Origin of the sequence: Anabaena sp. UHCC 0451 (assembly GCF_034931405.1) — a bacterium.
Classification (GTDB): domain Bacteria; phylum Cyanobacteriota; class Cyanobacteriia; order Cyanobacteriales; family Nostocaceae; genus RDYJ01.
Genome location: NZ_JAYGHA010000032.1, coordinates 1 through 20,812 on the forward strand (window position 1 = coordinate 1; position 20,812 = coordinate 20,812).

Sequence of the window (20,812 nt, forward strand, 5' to 3'; positions counted from 1 at the left end):
TTTGGTTTTAAATTGCTTTTTCCAGCTTCTGTACATTACCATTCATAATCACATCAATATTACGGGTAATTTTCTCAATTTCCCAATCCCACCAGCGAATAGAAAGTAGTATTTCTATTTCTTCATCACTAAAACGCTGCTTAATGGGAACTGCGGGATTACCACCAGCGATAGTATAAGCAGGAATATCTTTAACTACCACAGAACTCGCTGCAATGACAGCACCATCACCAATTTTGACTCCTGGCATAATTAAAGAATCATAACCTATCCAAACATCATTACCGATGATGATGTCACCTTTACTGGGTAAGTTCATTAAATCATTCATTGCACTTTCCCAACCATGACCAAAAATGGGAAATGGGTAAGTAGAGATAGCATCAAGTTTGTGATTAGCACCGTTCATGATGAATTTAACATGAGTGGCGATCGCACAAAATTTACCGATAATTAAAGAATCATCACCATAGTTATAGAGAACGTTTTTTTCAAACTCCTCCGGGTTCACTGGATCATCATAATAAGTGTAGTCACCAATAATAATATTGGGTGATTTGATGAAGTTTTTAATAAAGCAAACCCGATGATGTTCTGCTATTGGATAGGGGTTTTTAGGATTGGGTCCACATTGTTCTATTAATTCCATTTCCTCACTTTCCTATTTCATCACCTGCCAAATTTTAACAGTTTTATCCGAACTACCACTAGCGAGAACTTTACCATCTGCACTGAGGGACATAGAATTTACTACCCCAGAATGTCCTGTCAAAGTTTGTAAAACTTCACCTGTAGAAATATCCCAAATTTTAATAGTAGAGTCAGCACTACCACTACAGATAAATTCACAATTTGGACTCACAGCCAAAGATTTTACTTTATTTGTATGTCTATTTAAAGTATTGATTAATTTACCTGTACTTAACTGCCAAATTTTAATAGTAGAATCAGCACTACCACTAAACAAATATTCTCCATTTGGACTGATAACTATTGATGTAACCTCTCCTAAATGACCAGCAATAGTATGTAAAGGATCTCCGTTGCGAGGATTCCACAATCTAATTTTATGGTCTGAACTGCCACTAGCGAGAATTGTACCATCTGGACTTATGGCAACCGCGTGAACCTCTGATGAATGCCACAAAGTACAAATTCTCTCTCCTTTTTGTAAATTCCAAATTTTAATTTTATTACTGCCACTAGCGAGAATTTGACCATCGGGACTAATTGTGACTACATTAACTGGTTTTTGATGTCCCAAAAGTGTATGGATCAGTTTACCGGTTTTCAAATGCCATACCTTAACATTGCTTTGTGGATGTTCACAACTACCCACAGCGAGGAAATTACTATCTGCACTTACAGCTACAGAAGAAACAGCACCTAAATTTCCTGTGAGAGTACGAATTAATTTACCCGTTTGTAAATTCCAAATATTGATAGTTTTATCTGCACATCCACTCACTACAATTTCATTATCTGGACTTATTGCTACAGAAGAAACTTTTCCAGAATGTCCATTGAGAGTATAGTTAAGATTCGCCATTCCCAAATTGCGATTATTTTTAAGAATGTCTATTTCTTCTAAAAGACTCTCAACATAAACAAGATTATCGCTATCACCGGTGGCGGCAAAATATTGTTTTAAAGTAGTGATATAATTCTCATCTTCTATTTTTAATGCTATTTGCATAGCCTTTAACGGGTGAGAAACTTCTGTTAATTTTACTTGCCGTAATTGCAACCAGGTATTAATAGAGTAATCAACTTGTTCCTGTAACCAAAAAGAATTAGAAACATGAGATAAACTTTGAACTAATTGCAAAGCAATTTCTGGAACTTTTAACCGTCGTTCATTTTTGAAAGCTTCGTAAAATTGTTTATAACTATTAGTAATTACTTCTAATGATTGTAAATCTATTCCTTCATTAATTAAACTTGGTAGCAATTTAGGTAACAAGGGAGAGACATCATAATTCACCAAGTGATAAGCATCTGTCACCCAAGCTGTAACTAAACAGTGGGAAGTAATTAAAACTTGATAAAGATTTTCCCAGTCTTGGTAAGAAGTTTCATATTCTACTGATAAATGACTAACATCTATTCCTTGAGATTGCCATTTTTTTATCTTCTCTAAAATTGCTAAGTTGCGGTTTTTCTCTTGACCTAAATCGTTAATTACTTCTAAATCTTCTCCTAATTCTAGCAATTGATTTTTAACATTTCTCCATTCTAAAGCCCGCTTTTTAGCAGAATCTTGTAAAATCTGCCGATAGGGTAATTTAGAAATAGTTTTATAGTAATAATTCTCTTGTCCTAATCCCCAATAACCAATGCGAAAATTTAGATAATCTCCATCTTTTTCCGATTCTAAAATTAAAGTAGGTTGGGTTTTTAAAGCACTAAATAAAGCCTTGATGCTAGATTCACTATGAAACCGCTTACTATCCCAAGCACCAGCTAAAAATTCTATTGGTCTTTCTGGATGATGTAAAGAATAATAATTGTTGATAAAATTACGCAAACCCTCAGCCAATTTTAGCTCAAATTCATCAGTAATTGTTGAATTTTGTAAGTCAAATTTATCAAACTGTACTTGTGGTGCTGCTAAAAAAACTTTTAACGGTGTACGTTGATAATTAACAGAAGATTCTAAAAGTTGGGAAGGATATAATCTCAATGGCCAACTATCCAGAATTTTATGCACTTCTGGTAATTTAATCGCTGTTTCTTTTTCTTGATTAGCTATTTTTAATTGTGTGGCATGATGGTAAACTGCTAATTGCTGTTGTTGGTTCAATTCAGCTTTAGTAATATCTAATTTTGTTACATTATCTACTGTGTGAATGAAATCTTGAATTACTTGGAAAATTGGCGAATTATCGGTTTTTGAGTTACTTGATGTTTGCTTTTGGATGATGTTTACCATCACAGGTGCAAACTCTAATACCAGTTGAATGAGTAGATTTAATCCTGGTTGCATAGAAAAATCCTAATTACTATCTAATACAATTAATCCAAATCTTTTGTTAACTTAATTACAAAAACATTCAGGAATAGAGTGATTCAGATCCCCGACTTCTTTTATAAGCTTGTCAATAAATTGTGAATTGATCGCAGAAGTCGGGGATCTAGGTAGGGATCTAGGTATCAACAATTGCTATTGCTGAATACTTACATTTTCTTTACCTACTTCTACTTTTGATTGAGCAAATTAATAGATATTCCCTATACTACTATCTTAGGGCATAGTTTTGAGTGACTAACTAAAGATTACAATATAAATGAATTGATAGCAACCATAAAAATGTCAAACATCGGCTAAATTGACAACCTAGCTGATGTTTGACTAGCGAATTTCCATATATATTGAGGAATTTAGTTTGTTATTTTAATAAATCAGCGTGATTGAATTGAGACTAATGTAAACTCTAGATTTCACCTAATAGCTGCTATTTTTTAGTTATAGTTATTGTCTCAAATTCCCAATTTTTGAAAAATTAGAATTTTATTCCTAGTTGTCCATTAAAGCCACGTACAGAATTATAACCACCACCGATAAAAATGTGTTTAGTTGCGTTTGCTTGCACTCCACCAGAAAAAGCAACACCTTTATCTTCTGAATAGTAACCAACTCCAACATAAGGAGAAATTACAGGTAAATTGATGAATTTTAGGACATCTACACCTGTTGCACCATCTTCACCTGTTCCAAATTCAACCCCTAAACCTAATGCTTTAGCACCCACTGCATAGGTAACATCACCATCTTTTCCACCGACGGAAACCCAAGGTTGGGGTACAATTTGTGCTGATGCTTGACTGGGGTTTAATAATGCTAAGAAACCCAAGGATGTGATGAGTGTTTTGATAATAAATAGTGGTTTCATTTTTATATCTCACGCAAAGACGCAAAGTAAGAAAGGAAGAGAAAAACAAGGGATGGTAAAAATAGATGAAAACTGCTGTAAATCTCTCATACTTTACGAGACGTAGTTGAATCATATAAGTTCCTGAAATGGAAAAAGACGCAAAGTAAATGTTTTCTCTCTGCGTCTTTTCAATATTGTAAAGATTAAATTGCTGGGTTATTACATTCTTTCTAATACCTTAATTCCCAACAAATCTAATCCTAATTTCAGTGTTTTAGCTGTTAAGTCACATAACATCAACCTTGATGTTCTGATAGGTTCTTCAGATTTGAGAACAGGACAATTTTCATAGAATTTGTTAAACTTATCGCTGAGATTATATAAATAATCACACAAACGATTTGGTAATAAATCTTTCTCAACTTCACCAATCACTTCATCCAGTTGTAACAAGTGTTTTGCTAAAGTTAATTCTGAATCTTCTCTGAGAATAATTTTAGCATCTGCACCCAAATTACCAAAGTCAATATTACCTTCTCGACTAATGCCTTGAGTCCTCACATAAGCATATAGCATATAAGGTGCTGTATTTCCTTTGAGAGCAAGCATTTTATCATAACTAAAAACATAATTGCTAGTGCGATTTTGGCTTAAGTCTGCATATTTTACAGCACTAATACCAACGACATCAGCAACATTATTAATAAACTCTTCAGTCTCTTCTCTATCTTCTTCTTTTAATCTCGCTTCTAAATCTGCACGAGTGCGAGAAACTGCTTCATCTAATAAATCTCTTAATCGTACAGTATCACCAGAACGAGTTTTGAATTTCTTCCCGTCATCTCCTAAAACTAAACCGAAGGGAACGTGAACTAATTCCACATCATCAGGTATCCAATTTGCTTTTTTTGCAACTTGCATAAATTGAGCAAAATGGTTTGCTTGTCCCGCGTCAGTTACGTAAATTATCCGTTTGGCTTTATCTTCTTGAATACGGTAGCGGAGGGATGCTAAATCTGTGGTTGCGTAGTTATAACCACCGTCTGATTTTTGGACAATTAAGGGTAAAGGTTCACCTTCTCTGTTAGTAAAACCATCCAAGAATACACATTTTGCACCTTGGTTTTCTTCTACTAATCCGGCTTTTTCTAAATCTTCTACAACTGCTGGCAATAATGAGTTATAAAAAGATTCTCCTCGTTCAATTAATTTGATATTTAGTAAATCATAAATTATTTGAAACTCTTTTCGTGACTGTTCACATAATAATTTCCAAGCATGAATTGTATCTTCTTCACCTGCTTGTAATCTGACAACTTCTTGACGTGATGTTTCTTGAAAATCTGCATCTGCATCAAATCGTTGTTTAGCTTGACGATAAAAATTAACTAAATCACCAATATCTAAAGCGTTAGCGGTGGTAAGTGCGTCTGGGTAAACTTCTCGCAAATAGGTAATTAACATTCCAAATTGCGTACCCCAATCACCAACATGATTTAATCTTTTTACTTCATGACCACGAAATTCCAAAATTCTTGCAATGCAATCTCCAATAATTGTAGAACGTAAATGTCCAACGTGCATTTCTTTGGCAATGTTGGGACTGGAAAAATCGACAATTTCTTTTTGTGGGTTTTTTGCTTTTGGAACTCCTAAACGAGAATCTATTTTAATTGCGTTCAGTTGTGCTTCCAGATATGATGTTTGTAATTTAAGATTAATAAAACCAGGTCCAGCTATTTCTGGTGGTTCACAAATATCAGATATATCTAATTTTTCTACTATAGCAGTGGCGATCGCTCTTGGCTGCATTCCCAATTTTTTACTCAGGGATAAAGCAACATTGGCTTGAAAATCACCAAATTTAGGATTACTCGCGCTCACCAAAATCGGATCTACTCCGGTGTATTCAGCACCAAAAGCAGCCACTAAAGCCTGTTCTAATTTTAGTTTAAGTTGTTCTTGTGTAGCGTTCATATTCAAATTTTATTTGTGTCAAAAATGCGGTTGCTTGAAATTGGGATACGCTCAAATACTTGATCATTCTAGCTTTTTAACTGTTAGCTGATTTAACAACAGTCATTCCCTGAATTCGCCAAGAACCTTGTTTACGAATTAAATCATAACGAACCCGCAAGCGATCTAAAACAGGTTCTTTACCTTGGCCATTTTCATATAACTGAGTAATTTCCTTCACTGTAGCTTCTACCACAGCACTATCTGAAAAATTCTCGTTCTGATTTACAAATTCTACTTTTACATCATGTTCATACTTGCGATAGCGACTTTCTGCTATATCTTGCTTGACAATTAGCCGCCATTGTGATATGGCTGAACCTGTTAAAATTGTATCTAAACGATTAATCTCATGATTAGGTCCTAAAGCTGCGGACTTAGTAGACAACCAAGTTTCAATCACTCCTTTAGCGATCGCTGTTGTCATTATCCCTTCATCTACTTCTGGTTTGCTATTAGGATCAGGAATTTTGACTGGTGCTTGATTCAGTTCTATCGCTAATGGTTCTCCCTGCAAAGTTGGTCTAGGGAAAAACTGATTGTTTAACCATCCCCAAGCTGTGGAAACTAACAACCAAAAAACTAATAAACCTCCCATAGATAAAAATACCAGCCAAACTAAGCGAGTTTTTGCTTCTAAGGAGTTGGCAAAATTGCGTCGTCGGCGAGGAGAAGAAGTTCCATGTTCCCAAACACGATCTCGACTGTTAGCCGCTGGTGTCCGTCGCTTACGTTTTTTACTTTGATTGTGTGCCTCTGTAGGATTCCTAGCATTCATCTGGTGATAATATCGTGTACCTACATCTTCTGCTGTTGGCGACTGTTCTATGGGTATTTCTGGTGTTTGATCGCCGCTATACCTATGTGAATGCCATTCTGGTGGAGAAGAGTGGGTAGATTCAGATATTTCGCTGGTTACCGGAGTGGAAAAATCAGCATCAGGTGTGCTGTGATGATTGACTCTCCCCTGGCTGCCACTATCATGGCTGCGATAACGGGGACTATTGACTTGTGGTGAAGAAAAAGGCCGATTATTAATCGGATTCCATTCATTAGTTGTTTGCGTATCTGTTGGCAAAGCTTCTAAATAAGCCTGTACCTGTCTGTCTGCAAAGTATTCTTTCAAAGCAGCTTGCTTTCTAACTAAATCCCGAAAATGAGGAAATACCTCTTGTTGTAACCACTGTTCACAGTACAAACAAAGTCCTGGTAACAAATCTGGAGAATCTTGAGATTTTTCCCGAATAATCGCTAAAGCTTCATATTCCTGACTTAGTTCTAAAACGCGAGTTGCTTCTTCAGTTTGACCAAGCAATAAAGCACATAGAGACTGCTCTAAATGAACATCTTGACGTTTACCCAAATGAATCAGCATTTGCTTGGCTTGACGAATTAAAGCCGGTTGACGTTGGGTAAAACCCCTGGCTATCAAGGCATAAACAGCTAAATATGTGGACACAGCAGAAGGACGCTTGCTTTCAGCTTCAAATAGTTTGTGCTGTTCTGCAACTGTTAAATGGTTGCGTAATTGTTGGATAAACCGCAGAAAATCGTCTATATTTAAACCAGATTGATCATTACCACTGCCATCAATTCCACCACGTTCTTCTAAGATATTTTGTAATAATTCCAAACCTTGACGACGCTCATTAGTCTTTTCTTGAGGTAATGCCAGTAACTCCAGGATTCTGTATGGTCTTAGCTTACAAAGATCGGCAGCAATTTCTGCCTGTACCCCAATAAATAGACCTTCACGCATTAGTAATTCTTCCCCAGTTTCTAAGGATATGGCTGCATTTTCATAGTGACCTTGCTGCCATTGTTCCCGTCCTAGTTCTAGACAGGCTAAAGCCACCGTGAGAATAATATCTGGTAATTCAGGACTAGCAAAAAAATCCTCGCTGGCCAGATGATTACCTACTCTCGTACCAACTGGTCTATTTTTATTTACTAAGTATGGACGACCTAGTTTCAGCACCAGTTCGTATTCTCCCAACTCTTGGAGAAGCAATAAAGCACCAACTAATTCATCTGAAGCAATTTCGATGCTGAGACTTTGGACATCGTGATTGCGGTTGTTGCTTTCGGCGCGGTTTTCTAATAACGATTTTGCCCCAGCCTGATCAGGATTGTATGCGTGAGTGAGATAAGCCTGATCGTAGATACTGCGTTCTTTGGAATTTGATAAAACCACGTAAGCTTCTTCTATGAGTTGTTTGCGAGAGGATATAGCTGTAATCGAATACTCGCGTCTGGGCAACTGCACAATGCGATCGCTATAAGCTTGCCGCAATTGTTCCTCACTTGCCGCTAACGGTAATCCTAAAATTCGGTAGTAATCGAGCGGAATTCGCACAGCCTACTTCCCCTGCACTGTGTTTACGTAGCATCTCCTAGAGATCGACATAATTAACCTAGAGCATCCCAGGCTTGTAAAACCGTGCCATAATCATAGCCTTAATAATACCGTGTATAATATACAATTTGAGTGTATATCATAACAGCTTTTTTTGTTTCTTTCTAACACTTAATTTATATCCTCAACATTCCTGTTGCAGATGCTAATTAATTTAGCCCAGCACTAGTAATACCCCAAGATATTAATCAATGCAACAGCCGGAAGAAAATTTGCTTTTGGCTGTATCATTTATGACATTTTTATACCAATGTTATACAAATTTACTATTTGTATCCTTGAACGCTCAATAACATAACTACCGCTGATGATAGTGGTAGAGATGTTGCACCTAATATAGTCTAAGATTTATAGTTTGTTGAGCCTGTTGATCATCAATCCACTAGAAAAACAGAATTTTTAACGTCAACCTGATCCAACTTCTGCAAATTGTTAATGACCATGCAGAAAAACATCTATCCTAATTGCTAACTTAAGAAGCGAAGGTAGGACTAAAGCTGCGTGTCACACCAAAAATCTGTTGTAGGGTGCGTCAGATATCAACAATCTGTTTATTGGCAAGATTTATACAGTCTGACGCACCCTACCAATGTGCCAGTTGCGTAAGTCCTGGAACGAAAAAAGCAGCAGTATTGATACCTGACCCATTCCTACAGGGCTTTTTTAACTGAGTTTTGCCAACGCTGACCTATTTGCAGCTAACATTATCCGTAGCTTTAAATTGTACGACAGGGATACTTCACAATAATGGTTCAAGAACGCACGTTACCCAAATTTGATGCTGCCACAGTCCAGATTACCAAAGAAGAAGGGCTGGGATTATATGAAGACATGGTTTTAGGGCGTTTGTTTGAAGACAAATGCGCCGAAATGTACTACCGTGGCAAAATGTTTGGTTTTGTTCACTTGTACAACGGTCAAGAAGCGGTTTGTAGCGGTATCATCAAAGGAGCAATGCGACCAGGTGAAGACTTCGTTTCCAGTACCTACCGTGACCACGTTCATGCTTTAAGTGCCGGAGTTCCAGCTAGAGAGGTAATGGCAGAATTATTTGGTAAAGCCACCGGTTGCAGCAAAGGGCGCGGTGGTTCTATGCACATGTTTTCGGCTGAACATCGCTTGTTAGGTGGCTATGCTTTCGTAGCTGAAGGTATTCCTGTTGCAGCTGGTGCGGCTTTTCAAAGTAAATACCGTCGGGAAGTCTTAGGAGACAAAAACGCCGATCAAGTAACTGCTTGTTTCTTTGGTGACGGTGCAGCTAACAACGGTCAATTTTTCGAGACATTAAATATGGCAGCTTTATGGAAACTGCCAATTTTGTTTGTGGTAGAAAATAATAAGTGGGCAATTGGTATGGCTCATGATCGCGCTACATCAGATCCAGAAATTTACAAAAAAGCCAGCGTTTTTAACATGGTAGGCGTAGAAGTAGATGGAATGGATGTTTTAGCAGTCCGTCAAGTTGCACAAGAAGCCGTAGCCCGCGCCCGTGCAGGAGAAGGACCAACTCTCATCGAAGCTATGACTTATCGCTTCCGTGGTCACTCTTTAGCAGATCCAGACGAACTTCGTAGTAAAGAAGAAAAAGAATTTTGGTTTTCACGTGATCCCATTAAAAACTTAGCTGCTTATTTACTAGAAAAAAACTTAGCAAATGAAGCAGAATTAAAAGGTATTGATAAGAAAATTCAGGGTGTGATTGACGAGGCTGTCAAATTCGCTGAAAGCAGTCCTGAACCTGATCCAAGCGAATTGTATCGCTTTATTTTTGCCGAAGACGTGTAAATTGGGGACTGGGGACTGGGGACTGGGTAATAATTTTCCAATTACCAATCACCAATCACCAATCACCAATTACCAATCACCAATCACTAATTACCAATCACCAATCACCAATCACCAATCACTAATGTTTACCATCACTCAACAACAGCAACAATACAAAACCTACATCCTTTCCGATGATAGTGCTGGTACACAAATAGAAGTTGTACCTGAACGGGGCGGTATCATTACTCGTTGGCGTATTCAAGGTCAAGAAGTCTTTTATTTAGATGCTGAACGCTTTACCCATCCAGATTTGAGCGTCAGAGGCGGAAATCCAATTTTATTTCCTCTGTGCGGTAATTTACCAGATAATACTTATTCTGTTAACGGTAAGCAGTATACAATTAAACAACATGGTTTTGCTCGTGAGTTACCTTGGCAAGCAACTGAGCAAAAAACTGAAGGTAAAGCTAGTTTGACTGTTGTTCTCAAGAGTAACGAAGAAACCAAAGCAGTTTATCCTTTTGACTTTGAACTGGCTTTCACCTACGAATTACAAGGTAATACCTTAGTAGTGCGTCAGGAATATAAAAACCTGTCATCCACACCAATGCCATTTTCATCTGGTTTCCATCCCTATTTTCTCTGCGGTGATAAATCTCAGCTAGAGGTGGAAATTCCTTCTGGGCAATATCAAGACAATAAAACCAAGGAATTCCACGCTTTTAACGGCAAATTTGACTTTAACCAAGATGAAATTGATTTTGCTTTTGGCGGGCTAACTAGTAAATCAGCATCTGTGACAGATAACAGCCGCAAATTAAAGCTAACCCTAGATTATGATGATTTCTCTACCTGGTTGGTTTTCTGGACGGTGAAAGGCAAAGAATTCTACTGTCTAGAGCCTTGGAGTGCTACCCGCAACGCCTTCAATACTGGTGAAAACCTGACTGTGTTAGCGCCTGGCGCTAGTTGCACGGCTTCTTTCCAGTTAACGGCAAATTTTTTCTAAATACCCCTTGACAAAACCCCATCAGTTAATGGTATATTGAGAAAGTTGCGAAATGAAAAAGGGTCGCTAACTCAACGGTAGAGTACTCGGCTTTTAACCGATTAGTTCCGGGTTCGAATCCCGGGCGACCCATAAAAAGCTAAATAAGTATATTAACCTAAATCAAAGCTGGATATAGATTCAAATATTTTTTGTTTTAGCTGACGCTTTAATGCCCACCTAATTGTCAATTAGTGAACTCCATAGAATGATTGATCCTGTTTTAATATCATTCCCCTAAAGCTTCCGCGAAAGTAGGGGTAATTCATGAATTACCCCTACACTATTGGATCATGTTTTTTGTGGAGTTCTCTTATAGCAACGGACATGGCGGTGAGGACATAAACTGATGATAAAACTCAGATACAAATAGACTTTTAACCCAGTCCCCAGTCCCCAGTCCCCAGTTCCCAGTCCCCAGTCCCCAGTCCACAGTCCACAGTCCCCAGTCACTTGCTATATCTATGTCTTTTATTATTGCCGGAGAACGTAGCGGAGTGGGCAAAACTACCGTAACTCTCGCACTTTTAGCATCTTTGTGCCGTTCTGGTGTCAAGGTACAATCTTTTAAGGTGGGTCCAGATTATATTGACCCCATGTTTCATCAGTATGTTACTGGCCGTCCTTGTCGAAATTTAGACCCTGTTCTCACTTCCGAAAGTTATGTTCAGGAATGTTTTAACCGTCATTCATCAAGGTGTGAATATGCGCTAGTTGAGGGAGTGATGGGTTTATTTGATGGTGTTGGTAACTCGTCAAATATAACTGATCAGATGGACTTTGCTAGTACAGCACATACTGCACGTTTATTAGATATACCGGTGGTTTTGGTGATTGATTGTAGTAGTTTGTCTGGGTCAGTGGCAGCGATCGCTCACGGTTATTGTACTTTTGATAGTAGAATTAAAATCGCTGGGTTAGTATTGAATCGGGTAGGAAGCGATCGCCATTTATCATTATTAAAAAATGCTCTAAAACGGCTACAATTGCCTATTTTGGGTGTACTCAGAAGACAGGATAATATTACAATTCCTGACCGTCATCTTGGTTTAATACCCACTGTAGAATTACCAGAATTAGATAATATAATTCACCGTCTTGCAGATTTAGGTGATAGTTGTTTTAATTGGGAAAAATTATTGCCGCTTTTACAAGTAACGGAAGTTCTTTCTTCAGATGTTATCAACTTTCAGAGAAACGAACCGCAGAGACGCAGAGAACGCAGAGAAATACAAGAAAATCAAAAATCAAAAATCAGAATCGCTGTTGCACGAGATAAAGCTTTTAATTTCTATTATCAGGATAACTTAGATTTATTAGTAGAATTAGGAGCAGAGTTAATATTTTGGAGTCCGTTAGAAGATACTAAACTACCAAAAGATATCAAAGGAATGTATTTTTGTGGTGGTTTTCCTGAAGTATTTGCACAACAATTAGCTGCCAACATTAACATTATTCAAGAAGTAAGAAAAGCTATTTTAGCAGGAATACCGACAATTGCTGAATGTGGAGGATTGATGTATTTATGTGAAAATATCATTGATTTTGAAGGTCAATATTGGCCAATGCTAGGAATATTACCTACTTCTGCACAAATGGATAAAAGATTAACTTTAGGATATCGTCGCGCAGTAGTTTTAGAAAATAGTTTTTTATTTGATGCAGGAACAAATATTTATGGACATGAGTTTCATCGTTCCCATTTAATTACTAATCCTCAACAACCATTATTTGATACTTATCGTTATGATTGTGAAGAAAATACAGGATTTGAAGGTTGGAATTTACCTAATGTTCATGCTTCTTATGTTCATCAACATTGGGGAGAAAGTGTAGAAATTCCCCAAATGTTTCTGGAACAAAGTCTAAAATTCAGATCCCCGACTTCTGAGATAACTTCATAATTTATTGATATCAATAAAAAAAGTTTAGAAATTCCCCAAATGTTTCTAGAACAATGTTTAAAATTCAGATCCCCGACTTCTGAGATAACTTCATAATTTATTGATATCAATAAAAAAGAAGTCGGGGATCTTATCTCCAATTAGCTAAAATTTCTATATGACTTAATGCTGCTGATATTGTCACAGGTTTATTATATCCACCTCCATGTGTGGAAATAAGGGGACATGATATTTTTTGGGCTAAATCTACAACATATTTAGTCAATTCTTGAAAGTCTCTATTTGTCCAATCTGTAATCCCTTTACCACAATCATCTTGATGGGAGTCATATCCAGAAAAAATGAAAATTAAATCAGGATTCCAGGGTAAATTTTCTAAAGCATTGCGAAAGATTAATAAACTTTCATGACTGCGGTAAAATTCACCGTCTAATCCTATTTTGGCAAGAATATCTGGGGTTATAGATTCAGAAATCAGAGGAATATTACAATGTCCAACTTTTGCCGCCATTGTGGTTGTACCATAGCTTAAATCAGAAGCTTTAGCCATATATATATCAACGGCACTATGGATACTTATACAATAAACACTATCATCATTACTAAAAATTGATTGTGTGCCATCTCCATGATGAATATCCCAATCTAGAATTAGTATTTTTGGGAAACCTTGGGACTGAGCATATTTTACTCCTGTTGCTAAAGGGTTAAGTAAACAATATCCATGTCCCCAGTCTCTATGTGCATGATGTCCGACTAAAGAAAAACAGTAAGCACGTTCTAAACTTCCTTTTTTCATTTCATCTATGGCTGCAAATATTCCTCCTAAGCCATATATATAACCAGGTAGGCAATATTCTAAACCTTCACATTCAATACTCAGAAGTGGTAAGGAAAGCAATGATTTATTTAGTGGTTTTCCTAATGCCTTAAAAACTAACTTTTGTAGATAGTCGTGGCTATGAACTCGGCTATATTCACTATATTTAACTTTGTTAACAGGTAAAGATGGATAAATTGTGATTTGTTTAGCAATTTCTGCTCTGATATCATTGTAATGAGGAAATGAATAACCTACAAAAGAAATTAAATTAATTGCTTTAGAAGTTTGGCAGGTCTGCGGATGAAAATAGGTTGCAAACATCTAGACTAAAGTATTTACTAATAATTAATGACTCATACTTTCATTCAATCTGCGAATTATACGAGAGAGTTCACGAATAATATTCACAGCTATTTCTGGAGTTTCTTCGATAGCATCATAAAGTTGTTCTTGGGTGAGTTCTAAACATTCACAAGGTTCTAAAGTGGTGACAGAAGCAGAACGAGGCTGAATATCAAATACTGCCATTTCCCCAAAGTATTTTCCTGGATCAACTTCAGCTAATTTTGTATCTCCAATATGGACTTTCACTCTACCAGATACAATAATGTAGAGAGATCGTCCTTCTTCTCCTTGTTTAAAGATACTGTGATTAGTAGGGTATGACAACTCATTCATCACTGAAGCGAGTCGGACTACAAAATCATCTCGCAATTCTTTAAAAATAGGTACGCGGCGGACAAATAATAAACGATCAACGCTAGTAAGCATAATTATTAGTTATAAATAGAACATTGAGTCAGTCAACTTGTGGAATTATAACCCCTAGAAGTCAATAATACATTACACTAAGTTTTCCTGTGAGGGAAAGGTATATTAATGGTATTGACTAGTATGCAAGGTATGCAAGGCAGAGTATCTTTAGATTTATTTAATACCTGTAAAAGCTACACAGAGTGATCAAGTGTGATAGTCATAAACACTGTGCTGTTTCCTTCAAGACCTTGATCTTTAGGTCTTCAGTAGAAAATCACAACAGTTCCTTGAAAACTAAGTGATAAGTAAATTTATTTTTCCCAAAGTTCAAAAATTACGAAGAATATTGATATAATGACCAAGATTGCCAAGTATAAATAATTATTTCACTAATTGTTTCATTTTGGCAGGATAGATTTGCTGAGAAATATCTAACCAAATTTTTGATATTGCTGCTTGACATTTCTTGATTTACATCATCTTTTTTCAACGGTATAATTATGTACTTTATAGAAAATTATTCTCCCGTAGAAAATTACAATCATGTTCATAGCATGATTATTTATGACAGTCAAATTACACCCAGTCAGTTTTCAGAGCCAAACCCTGATCATGATTCTTTCCCTATAGAACTGAGCCAAGGATATGTAAATAAAAACACACTAAAAGCAATAGCAGCCCCTGGTAATTTTTTAAGTCAAGTACCGGAAACAGATAGAGATCAAAATAGTAATTTACTTCGTGGAAATACCTTAGAAACAGAGCCAGCATACCCGGAACAAAAGCCATTTAAACCACAAAAACTGCCCTTAGTTCTAGAAAATAAAAAAGCGAGGCCACCTTCATCTCCCGGTATTACTATGCTCACACCATCAGCTTATGGTAAATCCTGGGGAAGAGCTTCTTTTGGTGTAGGAGTACAATCTCGCGCTCGTTTTACTGACGCAGCAGATGGAGCTTTAGGGGTTGGTATTGGTTTTGGTGATGCCAGAAAATCAGTTGGTTTAGATGTCAATGTCGGCATTGTTGACATCAGTAATTTTGAAAATGGAAATATCAGTTTAAAATTACATCGCCAACTTCCATACGATTTAGCTGTGGCTGTTGGTGTGAAAAATTTCGTGACTTTTGGTAGTACAGATGGGGGTACATCTGGTTATGGTGTAATTACTAAAATGTTCCGTCTTCAAGATAGTCAAAATAAACCTTTTAGTCGGCTTTATGTTTCTGCTGGTCTTGGCGGTGGACAATTTCGTTCAGAATCAGATGTTAACAATAAAATTGATTCTATTGGCTTTTTTGGGAGTGCAGCTTTAAAAGTTGCTCAACCTGTAAATGCAATCATTGAATGGAGTGGTCAAGATTTAGGCTTTGGTGTATCTGTAGCTCCATTTAAGAATATCCCTTTGGTAATAACGCCAGGACTTAGTGATATTACTGGCAATGCTGGTGATGGTACACGTTTTATATTAGGAATTGGTTATAGCATTTCTTTTTAAATGAATTGAATACTAAAGTTTAGGACAAAACCAATGAAACTTACTCGTTCATTTTTCTCACTTTTTTTATCAGTTATTTTAGTTATCTTCTTTTTGCAATCTGTTCAAGCTCAAGTAGATAGTCAGTCAGATATTACTAATCCTGATCCTCAAGAGATTATCAATTCTGATGATCCGGGAAATCAGTCAGATATTACTAATCCTGATCCTCAAGAGATTATTAATACTGGTGATCCGACTGACTCAATAATTGTTGATCGCCCACAATTTGATAATAATTTTGAAACAGTACCAACTGATGAAGCCGTTGAGCAGTTTGAAGAACTGCAAGCAGTAGAATATGGAACATATCTTGGGACTAATTTATTTGGTGAGGTTAGTTCAGCTGAAGAAATTTCTGAAGAACTTAGTAAGCTGGCTAGGTTGACAGGAAAAAATGCGGCAATTCTGTATGTAACTTCCTTAAAAGATAAACTCAGTTTAATTCTCATCCCACCCAAGCCACAAGAAAAAGATTTATTAAACGAAACCAAAAGCTTGAAAGATAATCCCTTACTACTATCACAAGATAGTCCAGTAAAAATTGGTGAAATTGTCCGTCAATTTGTTGTAGAAGCCAACAATAGCCAGGTCGAAAAAGTTGCTAAGGAGTTTCGATCTAAAGTTACTAATGTGCGAGATAAAGATTACTTTAAAAGTGCTAAAAATCTATATGAATGGATGATTGCTCCCATAGAAACAGCATTACAAATTAATAAAATTGATACCGTAATATTGTCATTAGATAGGGGATTACGTACCCTACCAATTGCGGCTTTATATGATGGAAAACAATTTTTAATTGAAAAATATAGTGTTGGTGTCATTCCCAGTTTTAGTCTCACAGACACCCGTTATATTCCCATACTAAAATCTGATATCTTGGCAATGGGGATATCACAAAGTACAGAAGGACAAGAACCTTTGCCATCTGTACCACTAGAAATAAACACGGTGACTAAGGAACTTTGGCGCAGTCAAGGTCAGACATTATTGAATCAAGAATCTACACTAGAGAATCTGAAATTGCTAAGTCGTCAAAAGCATTTTGGAATTTTGCATTTAGCTACTCACGGTGATTTTAAAGCTGGAAAAATTAGTAATTCTTACATTCAACTTTGGAATCAAAAAATTCACGTAGACCAGTTAGGAAAGTTATCTAAGGAATTAGGCTGGAGTAAAGAACCGAAAGTAGAAATGTTAGTTTTGAGTGCCTGTAAAACTGCTGTGGGTAGCCAGGAGGCTGAATTAGGATTTTCTGGTTTAGCTGTGCAAGCAGGAGTAAAATCAGTTTTGGGTAGTTTGTGGTATGTGAGTGATCAAGGTACTCTGGCTCTGATGACAAAATTTTACGATCAGTTAAATACGAGTACCTTGCGATCTGAATCTCTCAGACAGACTCAGTTAGCTATGCTAAAAGGAGAAGTACGTATAACAGATAAAGAATTATATCTATCGGCAGATAAGCCTATTGCTCTACCCCCAGAACTGGTTAATTTAGGTAAGATCAACTTATCTCATCCATACTATTGGTCCGCTTTTACAATGATTGGTAACTGGAATTAATATTTAGTCACTAATCATTAGCAAGTTTCTCCCTATTTCTGAGCAAATGAATGTTTTTAACAGGTGCTTTTTTAACAGGTGCTTTAGAGTTATTATAATTTCCTTGGGACTGTGGCTATTTTTGGATCTAGCTTCCTATCTCGGTGCGGAAATTTTTTGGTTTCAGGAAGTTGGCTATTTGCAAACATTTCTAGTGCGATTAATAACTCAAGCTGCTTTATGGGTGGGTGTTGTTAGTGTTAGTATTACCTATCTTCTAGGAAATCTGACTTTAGCACAACGTTGGAAATATCCCCAGTCTCTGAAAAGTGAGCCAGCAAGAACTGAAAAAACAACACTGAGTAGGGAACTAACAAATTTTCTTAGTCCCCAGTATAGTCAAATCTATCAAACTCCTCAACTGGAGACGAAACGCGGAAAAATTAAATTGTTCTGGTTGTTACCACTGACCTTAGGCTTGAGTTTATTGGTGGGGTTGATAGTAACGCATTATGGACAAGTTGCTGTTAGTTACTGGAATGGAGAAGTTAATCAGGTTAGTTCACCCTTTACCATCTTATTTAGACCAGAGATAGCTTGGAACTTGGGACGTAGAATTATTTCCCAAGTTTGGTATTTTGGCTTGACTGTGGTGATGGTGATACCTTTGGTTAGCTTCGCTATCGCACTTTTAATATATTCTCACTTTTTGCTATGGGCGATCGCTATTGTTTTTAGTCTCGGTTTTGGATGGATACTATCTCAACAATGGCAGAGAATATTGTTATATTTTCACTCCACCCCCTTCAACAGCATAGAACCTCTATTTAGCAAAGATATCAGCTTTTATATTTTTTCCCTCCCACTCTGGGAACTTTTGGCTTTTTGGCTAATTGGATTATGTTTATATGGCTTTATTGCTGTTTTACTAACCTATCTTTTATCAGGGGATAGTCTCAGTCAGGGAATTTTCCCTGGGTTTTCTCCACCACAAAAACGTCATTTATTCGGCTTGGGTAGCTGCTTGATGTTGGTGGTAGCTTTGAGTTTTTGGTTAAGTCGTTATGAACTCGTTTATTCTGCTCGTGGTGTGAGTTTTGGTGCTAGTTATACCGATGTCAAGGTACAGTTGCCAGCTGATACAATGTTATGTGTTTTAGCTGTAGCGATCGCATTTTATCTATTATCGCAAACTTTATTTTGGAAACCTAAATCTCAACATCATCAATGGGTAATTTATGGTTTGGTTATTTATCTAGGATTGATAATTGCAGGTGATTTTATTGTACCTGCTGTTGTCCAAGCTTTAATAGTTCAACCCAATGAATTACAACGAGAACAACCTTATATTGAACGTACTATTGCCTTAACTCGGCAAGCATTCGATTTACAAACAATAGATTCTCAAACCTTTAATCCCCAAGGAAAATTAACCCAAGCCGATATTAAAGCTAATGATCTAACTATTCGCAATATTCGTCTTTGGGATCAAGAACCACTATTAAAAACTAACCGCCAATTACAACAAATTCGTCCTTATTATCAGTTTCCTGATGCCGATATTGATCGCTACATCATTAAAACTGAACCCAACCAAGAAGCAACCCCATCAACAGAAAAACGTCAGGTACTAATTGCAGCGCGGGAATTAGACTATAATTCTGTTCCACAACAAGCACAAACTTGGGTAAACCGCAATTTAATTTACACCCACGGTTATGGCTTTACCATGAGTCCAGTAAATACCGTTGCTCCCGGTGGTTTACCAGAATATTTTGTCAAAGATATTAGCGGTAATGGTGCTGCGCTAACTACTTCTAGTGAAGCTATTCGTGAAAGTATTCCTATTGGTGAACCGCGAATTTATTATGGAGAAATTTCTAATACTCATGTCATGACTGGGACAAAAGTTAAGGAATTAGATTATCCCAGTGGCAGCGATAACGTTTATAATACCTACGATGGCAGCGGTGGTATTAGAATAGGTTCGTTGTGGAGAAGATGGTTATTTGCGGCATATTTGAAAGACTGGCAAATGATATTTACACGGGATTTTCTGCCAGAGACAAAAGTATTATTTCGGCGTAATATTAACGAACGAATTCGGGCGATCGCACCTTTTTTACAATTTGACAGCGAGCCTTATTTAGTAGCTGCTGATGCCAATCCTGACAATAAAAATCAACAATTTGCAGACAATAAGAATTATCTTTATTGGATAGTTGATGCTTATACAACAAGCGCAAAATATCCCTATTCTGACCGAAATAATCAGGGTATCAACTATATTCGTAACTCCGTTAAAATTGTAATTGATGCTTACAATGGCACAGTAAGATTTTACGTTGCTGAACCCAAAGATCCCCTCATTATTGCTTGGTCAAAAATCTTCCCGCAAATGTTCCAACCTCTGGCAAATATGCCTGTTAATCTCCGCAGTCATATCCGCTATCCGGTAGACTTTTTTAAAATTCAATCTGAAAGGTTAATGATTTATCATATCACTAACCCTCAAGTATTTTATAACCGGGAAGACCAATGGCAAATTCCCAAAGAAATATACGGTGCTGAACCTCGCCAACTTGAACCTTACTATTTAATCACCAGTCTTCCTGGTGTTCCCTTTGAAGAATTTATTTTATTGCTTCCTTACACACCAAAAGAAAGAACAAATTTAATTGCTTGGTTAGCAGCACGTTCTGATGGTGAAAATTACGGTAAATTGCTGCTTTATAATTTTCCTAAAGAACGTTTGATTTATGGACCAGAACAAATCGAAGCCAGAATTAACCAAGATCCCGTAATTTCTCAACAAATTTCATTATGGAATCGTCAAGGTTCGAGAGCAATTCAAGGTAATCTTTTAATTATTCCTATTGAACAATCTTTGTTGTATGTTGAGCCAATTTATTTAGAAGCAACGCAGAATAGTTTACCAACTTTGGTAAGAGTAGTTGTTGCTTATGAAAATCGTATTGTGATGGCGCAGACTTTGGAACAAGCATTGCAGGGAATTTTTCAACCAGAAGAAACACCAGCACCGCCAATTATTCGTCCTCTGGAAGAAGAAGGAATACCACCGGTTTAAAATAATTCGTAATTCATAATTGATTCTGTCTCT

General features: G+C 36.9%; 13 protein-coding genes and 1 tRNA gene. 7 read left to right on the forward strand and 7 right to left on the reverse strand.

The features are described 5' to 3' along the window. Positions 1–7 precede the first annotated feature (7 nt). The 5 genes from VB694_RS20140 to VB694_RS20160 form a co-directional block, all read right to left on the reverse strand. Positions 8–649, reverse strand: coding sequence for a CatB-related O-acetyltransferase (locus tag VB694_RS20140; protein WP_323362115.1), 642 nt, complete (start codon positions 647–649; stop codon positions 8–10). 12 nt (positions 650–661) lie between these two features. Further along, on the reverse strand, positions 662–2,986 hold the full coding sequence (locus VB694_RS20145; RefSeq protein WP_323362116.1) for a WD40 repeat domain-containing protein: 2,325 nt from the start codon (positions 2,984–2,986) through the stop codon (positions 662–664). A 517-nt stretch (positions 2,987–3,503) separates the two neighbouring features. Then, the gene (locus VB694_RS20150) at positions 3,504–3,893 is read right to left on the reverse strand and encodes a hypothetical protein (RefSeq protein ID WP_323362117.1); all 390 of its coding nucleotides are present in this window, start codon (positions 3,891–3,893) and stop codon (positions 3,504–3,506) included. A gap of 201 nt (positions 3,894–4,094) precedes the next feature. Continuing rightward, the gene (gene argS / locus VB694_RS20155) at positions 4,095–5,852 is read right to left on the reverse strand and encodes an arginine--tRNA ligase (RefSeq protein ID WP_323362118.1); all 1,758 of its coding nucleotides are present in this window, start codon (positions 5,850–5,852) and stop codon (positions 4,095–4,097) included. A 76-nt stretch (positions 5,853–5,928) separates the two neighbouring features. After that, entirely contained in the window at positions 5,929–8,247 is a 2,319-nt protein-coding gene (locus VB694_RS20160) for an IMS domain-containing protein (protein ID WP_323362119.1), read from the reverse strand. An 807-nt stretch (positions 8,248–9,054) separates the two neighbouring features. On the opposite strand from VB694_RS20160, the gene pdhA reads away from it, so the two are divergent. From pdhA to VB694_RS20180, 4 genes are all read left to right on the forward strand, one after another. Beyond that, positions 9,055–10,092 (forward strand): pyruvate dehydrogenase (acetyl-transferring) E1 component subunit alpha, encoded by a 1,038-nt coding sequence (gene pdhA, locus VB694_RS20165; RefSeq protein ID WP_323362120.1) that lies wholly within the window; start codon positions 9,055–9,057, stop codon positions 10,090–10,092. A gap of 124 nt (positions 10,093–10,216) precedes the next feature. Next, the gene (locus tag VB694_RS20170; protein WP_323362121.1) at positions 10,217–11,086 is read left to right on the forward strand and encodes an aldose epimerase; all 870 of its coding nucleotides are present in this window, start codon (positions 10,217–10,219) and stop codon (positions 11,084–11,086) included. Positions 11,087–11,146: 60 nt separating this feature from the next. After that, positions 11,147–11,218, forward strand: a tRNA-Lys gene (locus VB694_RS20175). A 371-nt stretch (positions 11,219–11,589) separates the two neighbouring features. Continuing rightward, the gene (locus VB694_RS20180; RefSeq protein WP_323362122.1) at positions 11,590–13,029 is read left to right on the forward strand and encodes a cobyrinate a,c-diamide synthase; all 1,440 of its coding nucleotides are present in this window, start codon (positions 11,590–11,592) and stop codon (positions 13,027–13,029) included. A gap of 130 nt (positions 13,030–13,159) precedes the next feature. On the opposite strand, the gene VB694_RS20185 is transcribed toward VB694_RS20180, so the two are convergent. Together VB694_RS20185 and VB694_RS20190 are read right to left on the reverse strand one after the other, a co-directional pair. Further along, on the reverse strand, positions 13,160–14,173 hold the full coding sequence (locus tag VB694_RS20185) for a hypothetical protein (RefSeq protein ID WP_323362123.1): 1,014 nt from the start codon (positions 14,171–14,173) through the stop codon (positions 13,160–13,162). Between the two features lie 24 nt (positions 14,174–14,197). Continuing rightward, positions 14,198–14,623, reverse strand: a complete 426-nt coding sequence (locus VB694_RS20190) for a cyclic nucleotide-binding domain-containing protein (protein ID WP_323362124.1) — start codon at positions 14,621–14,623, stop codon at positions 14,198–14,200. Between the two features lie 485 nt (positions 14,624–15,108). Between VB694_RS20190 and VB694_RS20195 the strand changes: the two genes are divergently transcribed. The 3 genes from VB694_RS20195 to VB694_RS20205 are packed head-to-tail and all read left to right on the forward strand — an operon-like array spanning position 15,109 to position 20,779. Further along, a complete protein-coding gene (locus VB694_RS20195; protein ID WP_323362125.1) occupies positions 15,109–16,107 on the forward strand; it encodes a hypothetical protein in 999 nt (332 codons plus the stop codon). A 33-nt stretch (positions 16,108–16,140) separates the two neighbouring features. Beyond that, the gene (locus VB694_RS20200) at positions 16,141–17,712 is read left to right on the forward strand and encodes a CHAT domain-containing protein (protein WP_323362126.1); all 1,572 of its coding nucleotides are present in this window, start codon (positions 16,141–16,143) and stop codon (positions 17,710–17,712) included. Positions 17,713–17,758: 46 nt separating this feature from the next. After that, positions 17,759–20,779, forward strand: a complete 3,021-nt coding sequence (locus VB694_RS20205; protein ID WP_323362127.1) for a UPF0182 family protein — start codon at positions 17,759–17,761, stop codon at positions 20,777–20,779. Positions 20,780–20,812: the final 33 nt, after the last annotated feature.

Coding starts and splice junctions, on each gene's coding strand:
- VB694_RS20145 (WP_323362116.1), bottom strand. CDS start 2,986: ATGCAACCAGGATTAAATCTACTCATTCAACTGGTATTAGAGTTTGCA.
- argS (WP_323362118.1), bottom strand. CDS start 5,852: ATGAACGCTACACAAGAACAACTTAAACTAAAATTAGAACAGGCTTTA.
- VB694_RS20180 (WP_323362122.1), top strand. CDS start 11,590: ATGTCTTTTATTATTGCCGGAGAACGTAGCGGAGTGGGCAAAACTACC.
- VB694_RS20195 (WP_323362125.1), top strand. CDS start 15,109: ATGTACTTTATAGAAAATTATTCTCCCGTAGAAAATTACAATCATGTT.
- VB694_RS20190 (WP_323362124.1), bottom strand. CDS start 14,623: ATGCTTACTAGCGTTGATCGTTTATTATTTGTCCGCCGCGTACCTATT.
- VB694_RS20140 (WP_323362115.1), bottom strand. CDS start 649: ATGGAATTAATAGAACAATGTGGACCCAATCCTAAAAACCCCTATCCA.
- VB694_RS20200 (WP_323362126.1), top strand. CDS start 16,141: ATGAAACTTACTCGTTCATTTTTCTCACTTTTTTTATCAGTTATTTTA.
- VB694_RS20170 (WP_323362121.1), top strand. CDS start 10,217: ATGTTTACCATCACTCAACAACAGCAACAATACAAAACCTACATCCTT.
- pdhA (WP_323362120.1), top strand. CDS start 9,055: ATGGTTCAAGAACGCACGTTACCCAAATTTGATGCTGCCACAGTCCAG.
- VB694_RS20205 (WP_323362127.1), top strand. CDS start 17,759: ATGAATGTTTTTAACAGGTGCTTTTTTAACAGGTGCTTTAGAGTTATT.
- VB694_RS20150 (WP_323362117.1), bottom strand. CDS start 3,893: ATGAAACCACTATTTATTATCAAAACACTCATCACATCCTTGGGTTTC.
- VB694_RS20185 (WP_323362123.1), bottom strand. CDS start 14,173: ATGTTTGCAACCTATTTTCATCCGCAGACCTGCCAAACTTCTAAAGCA.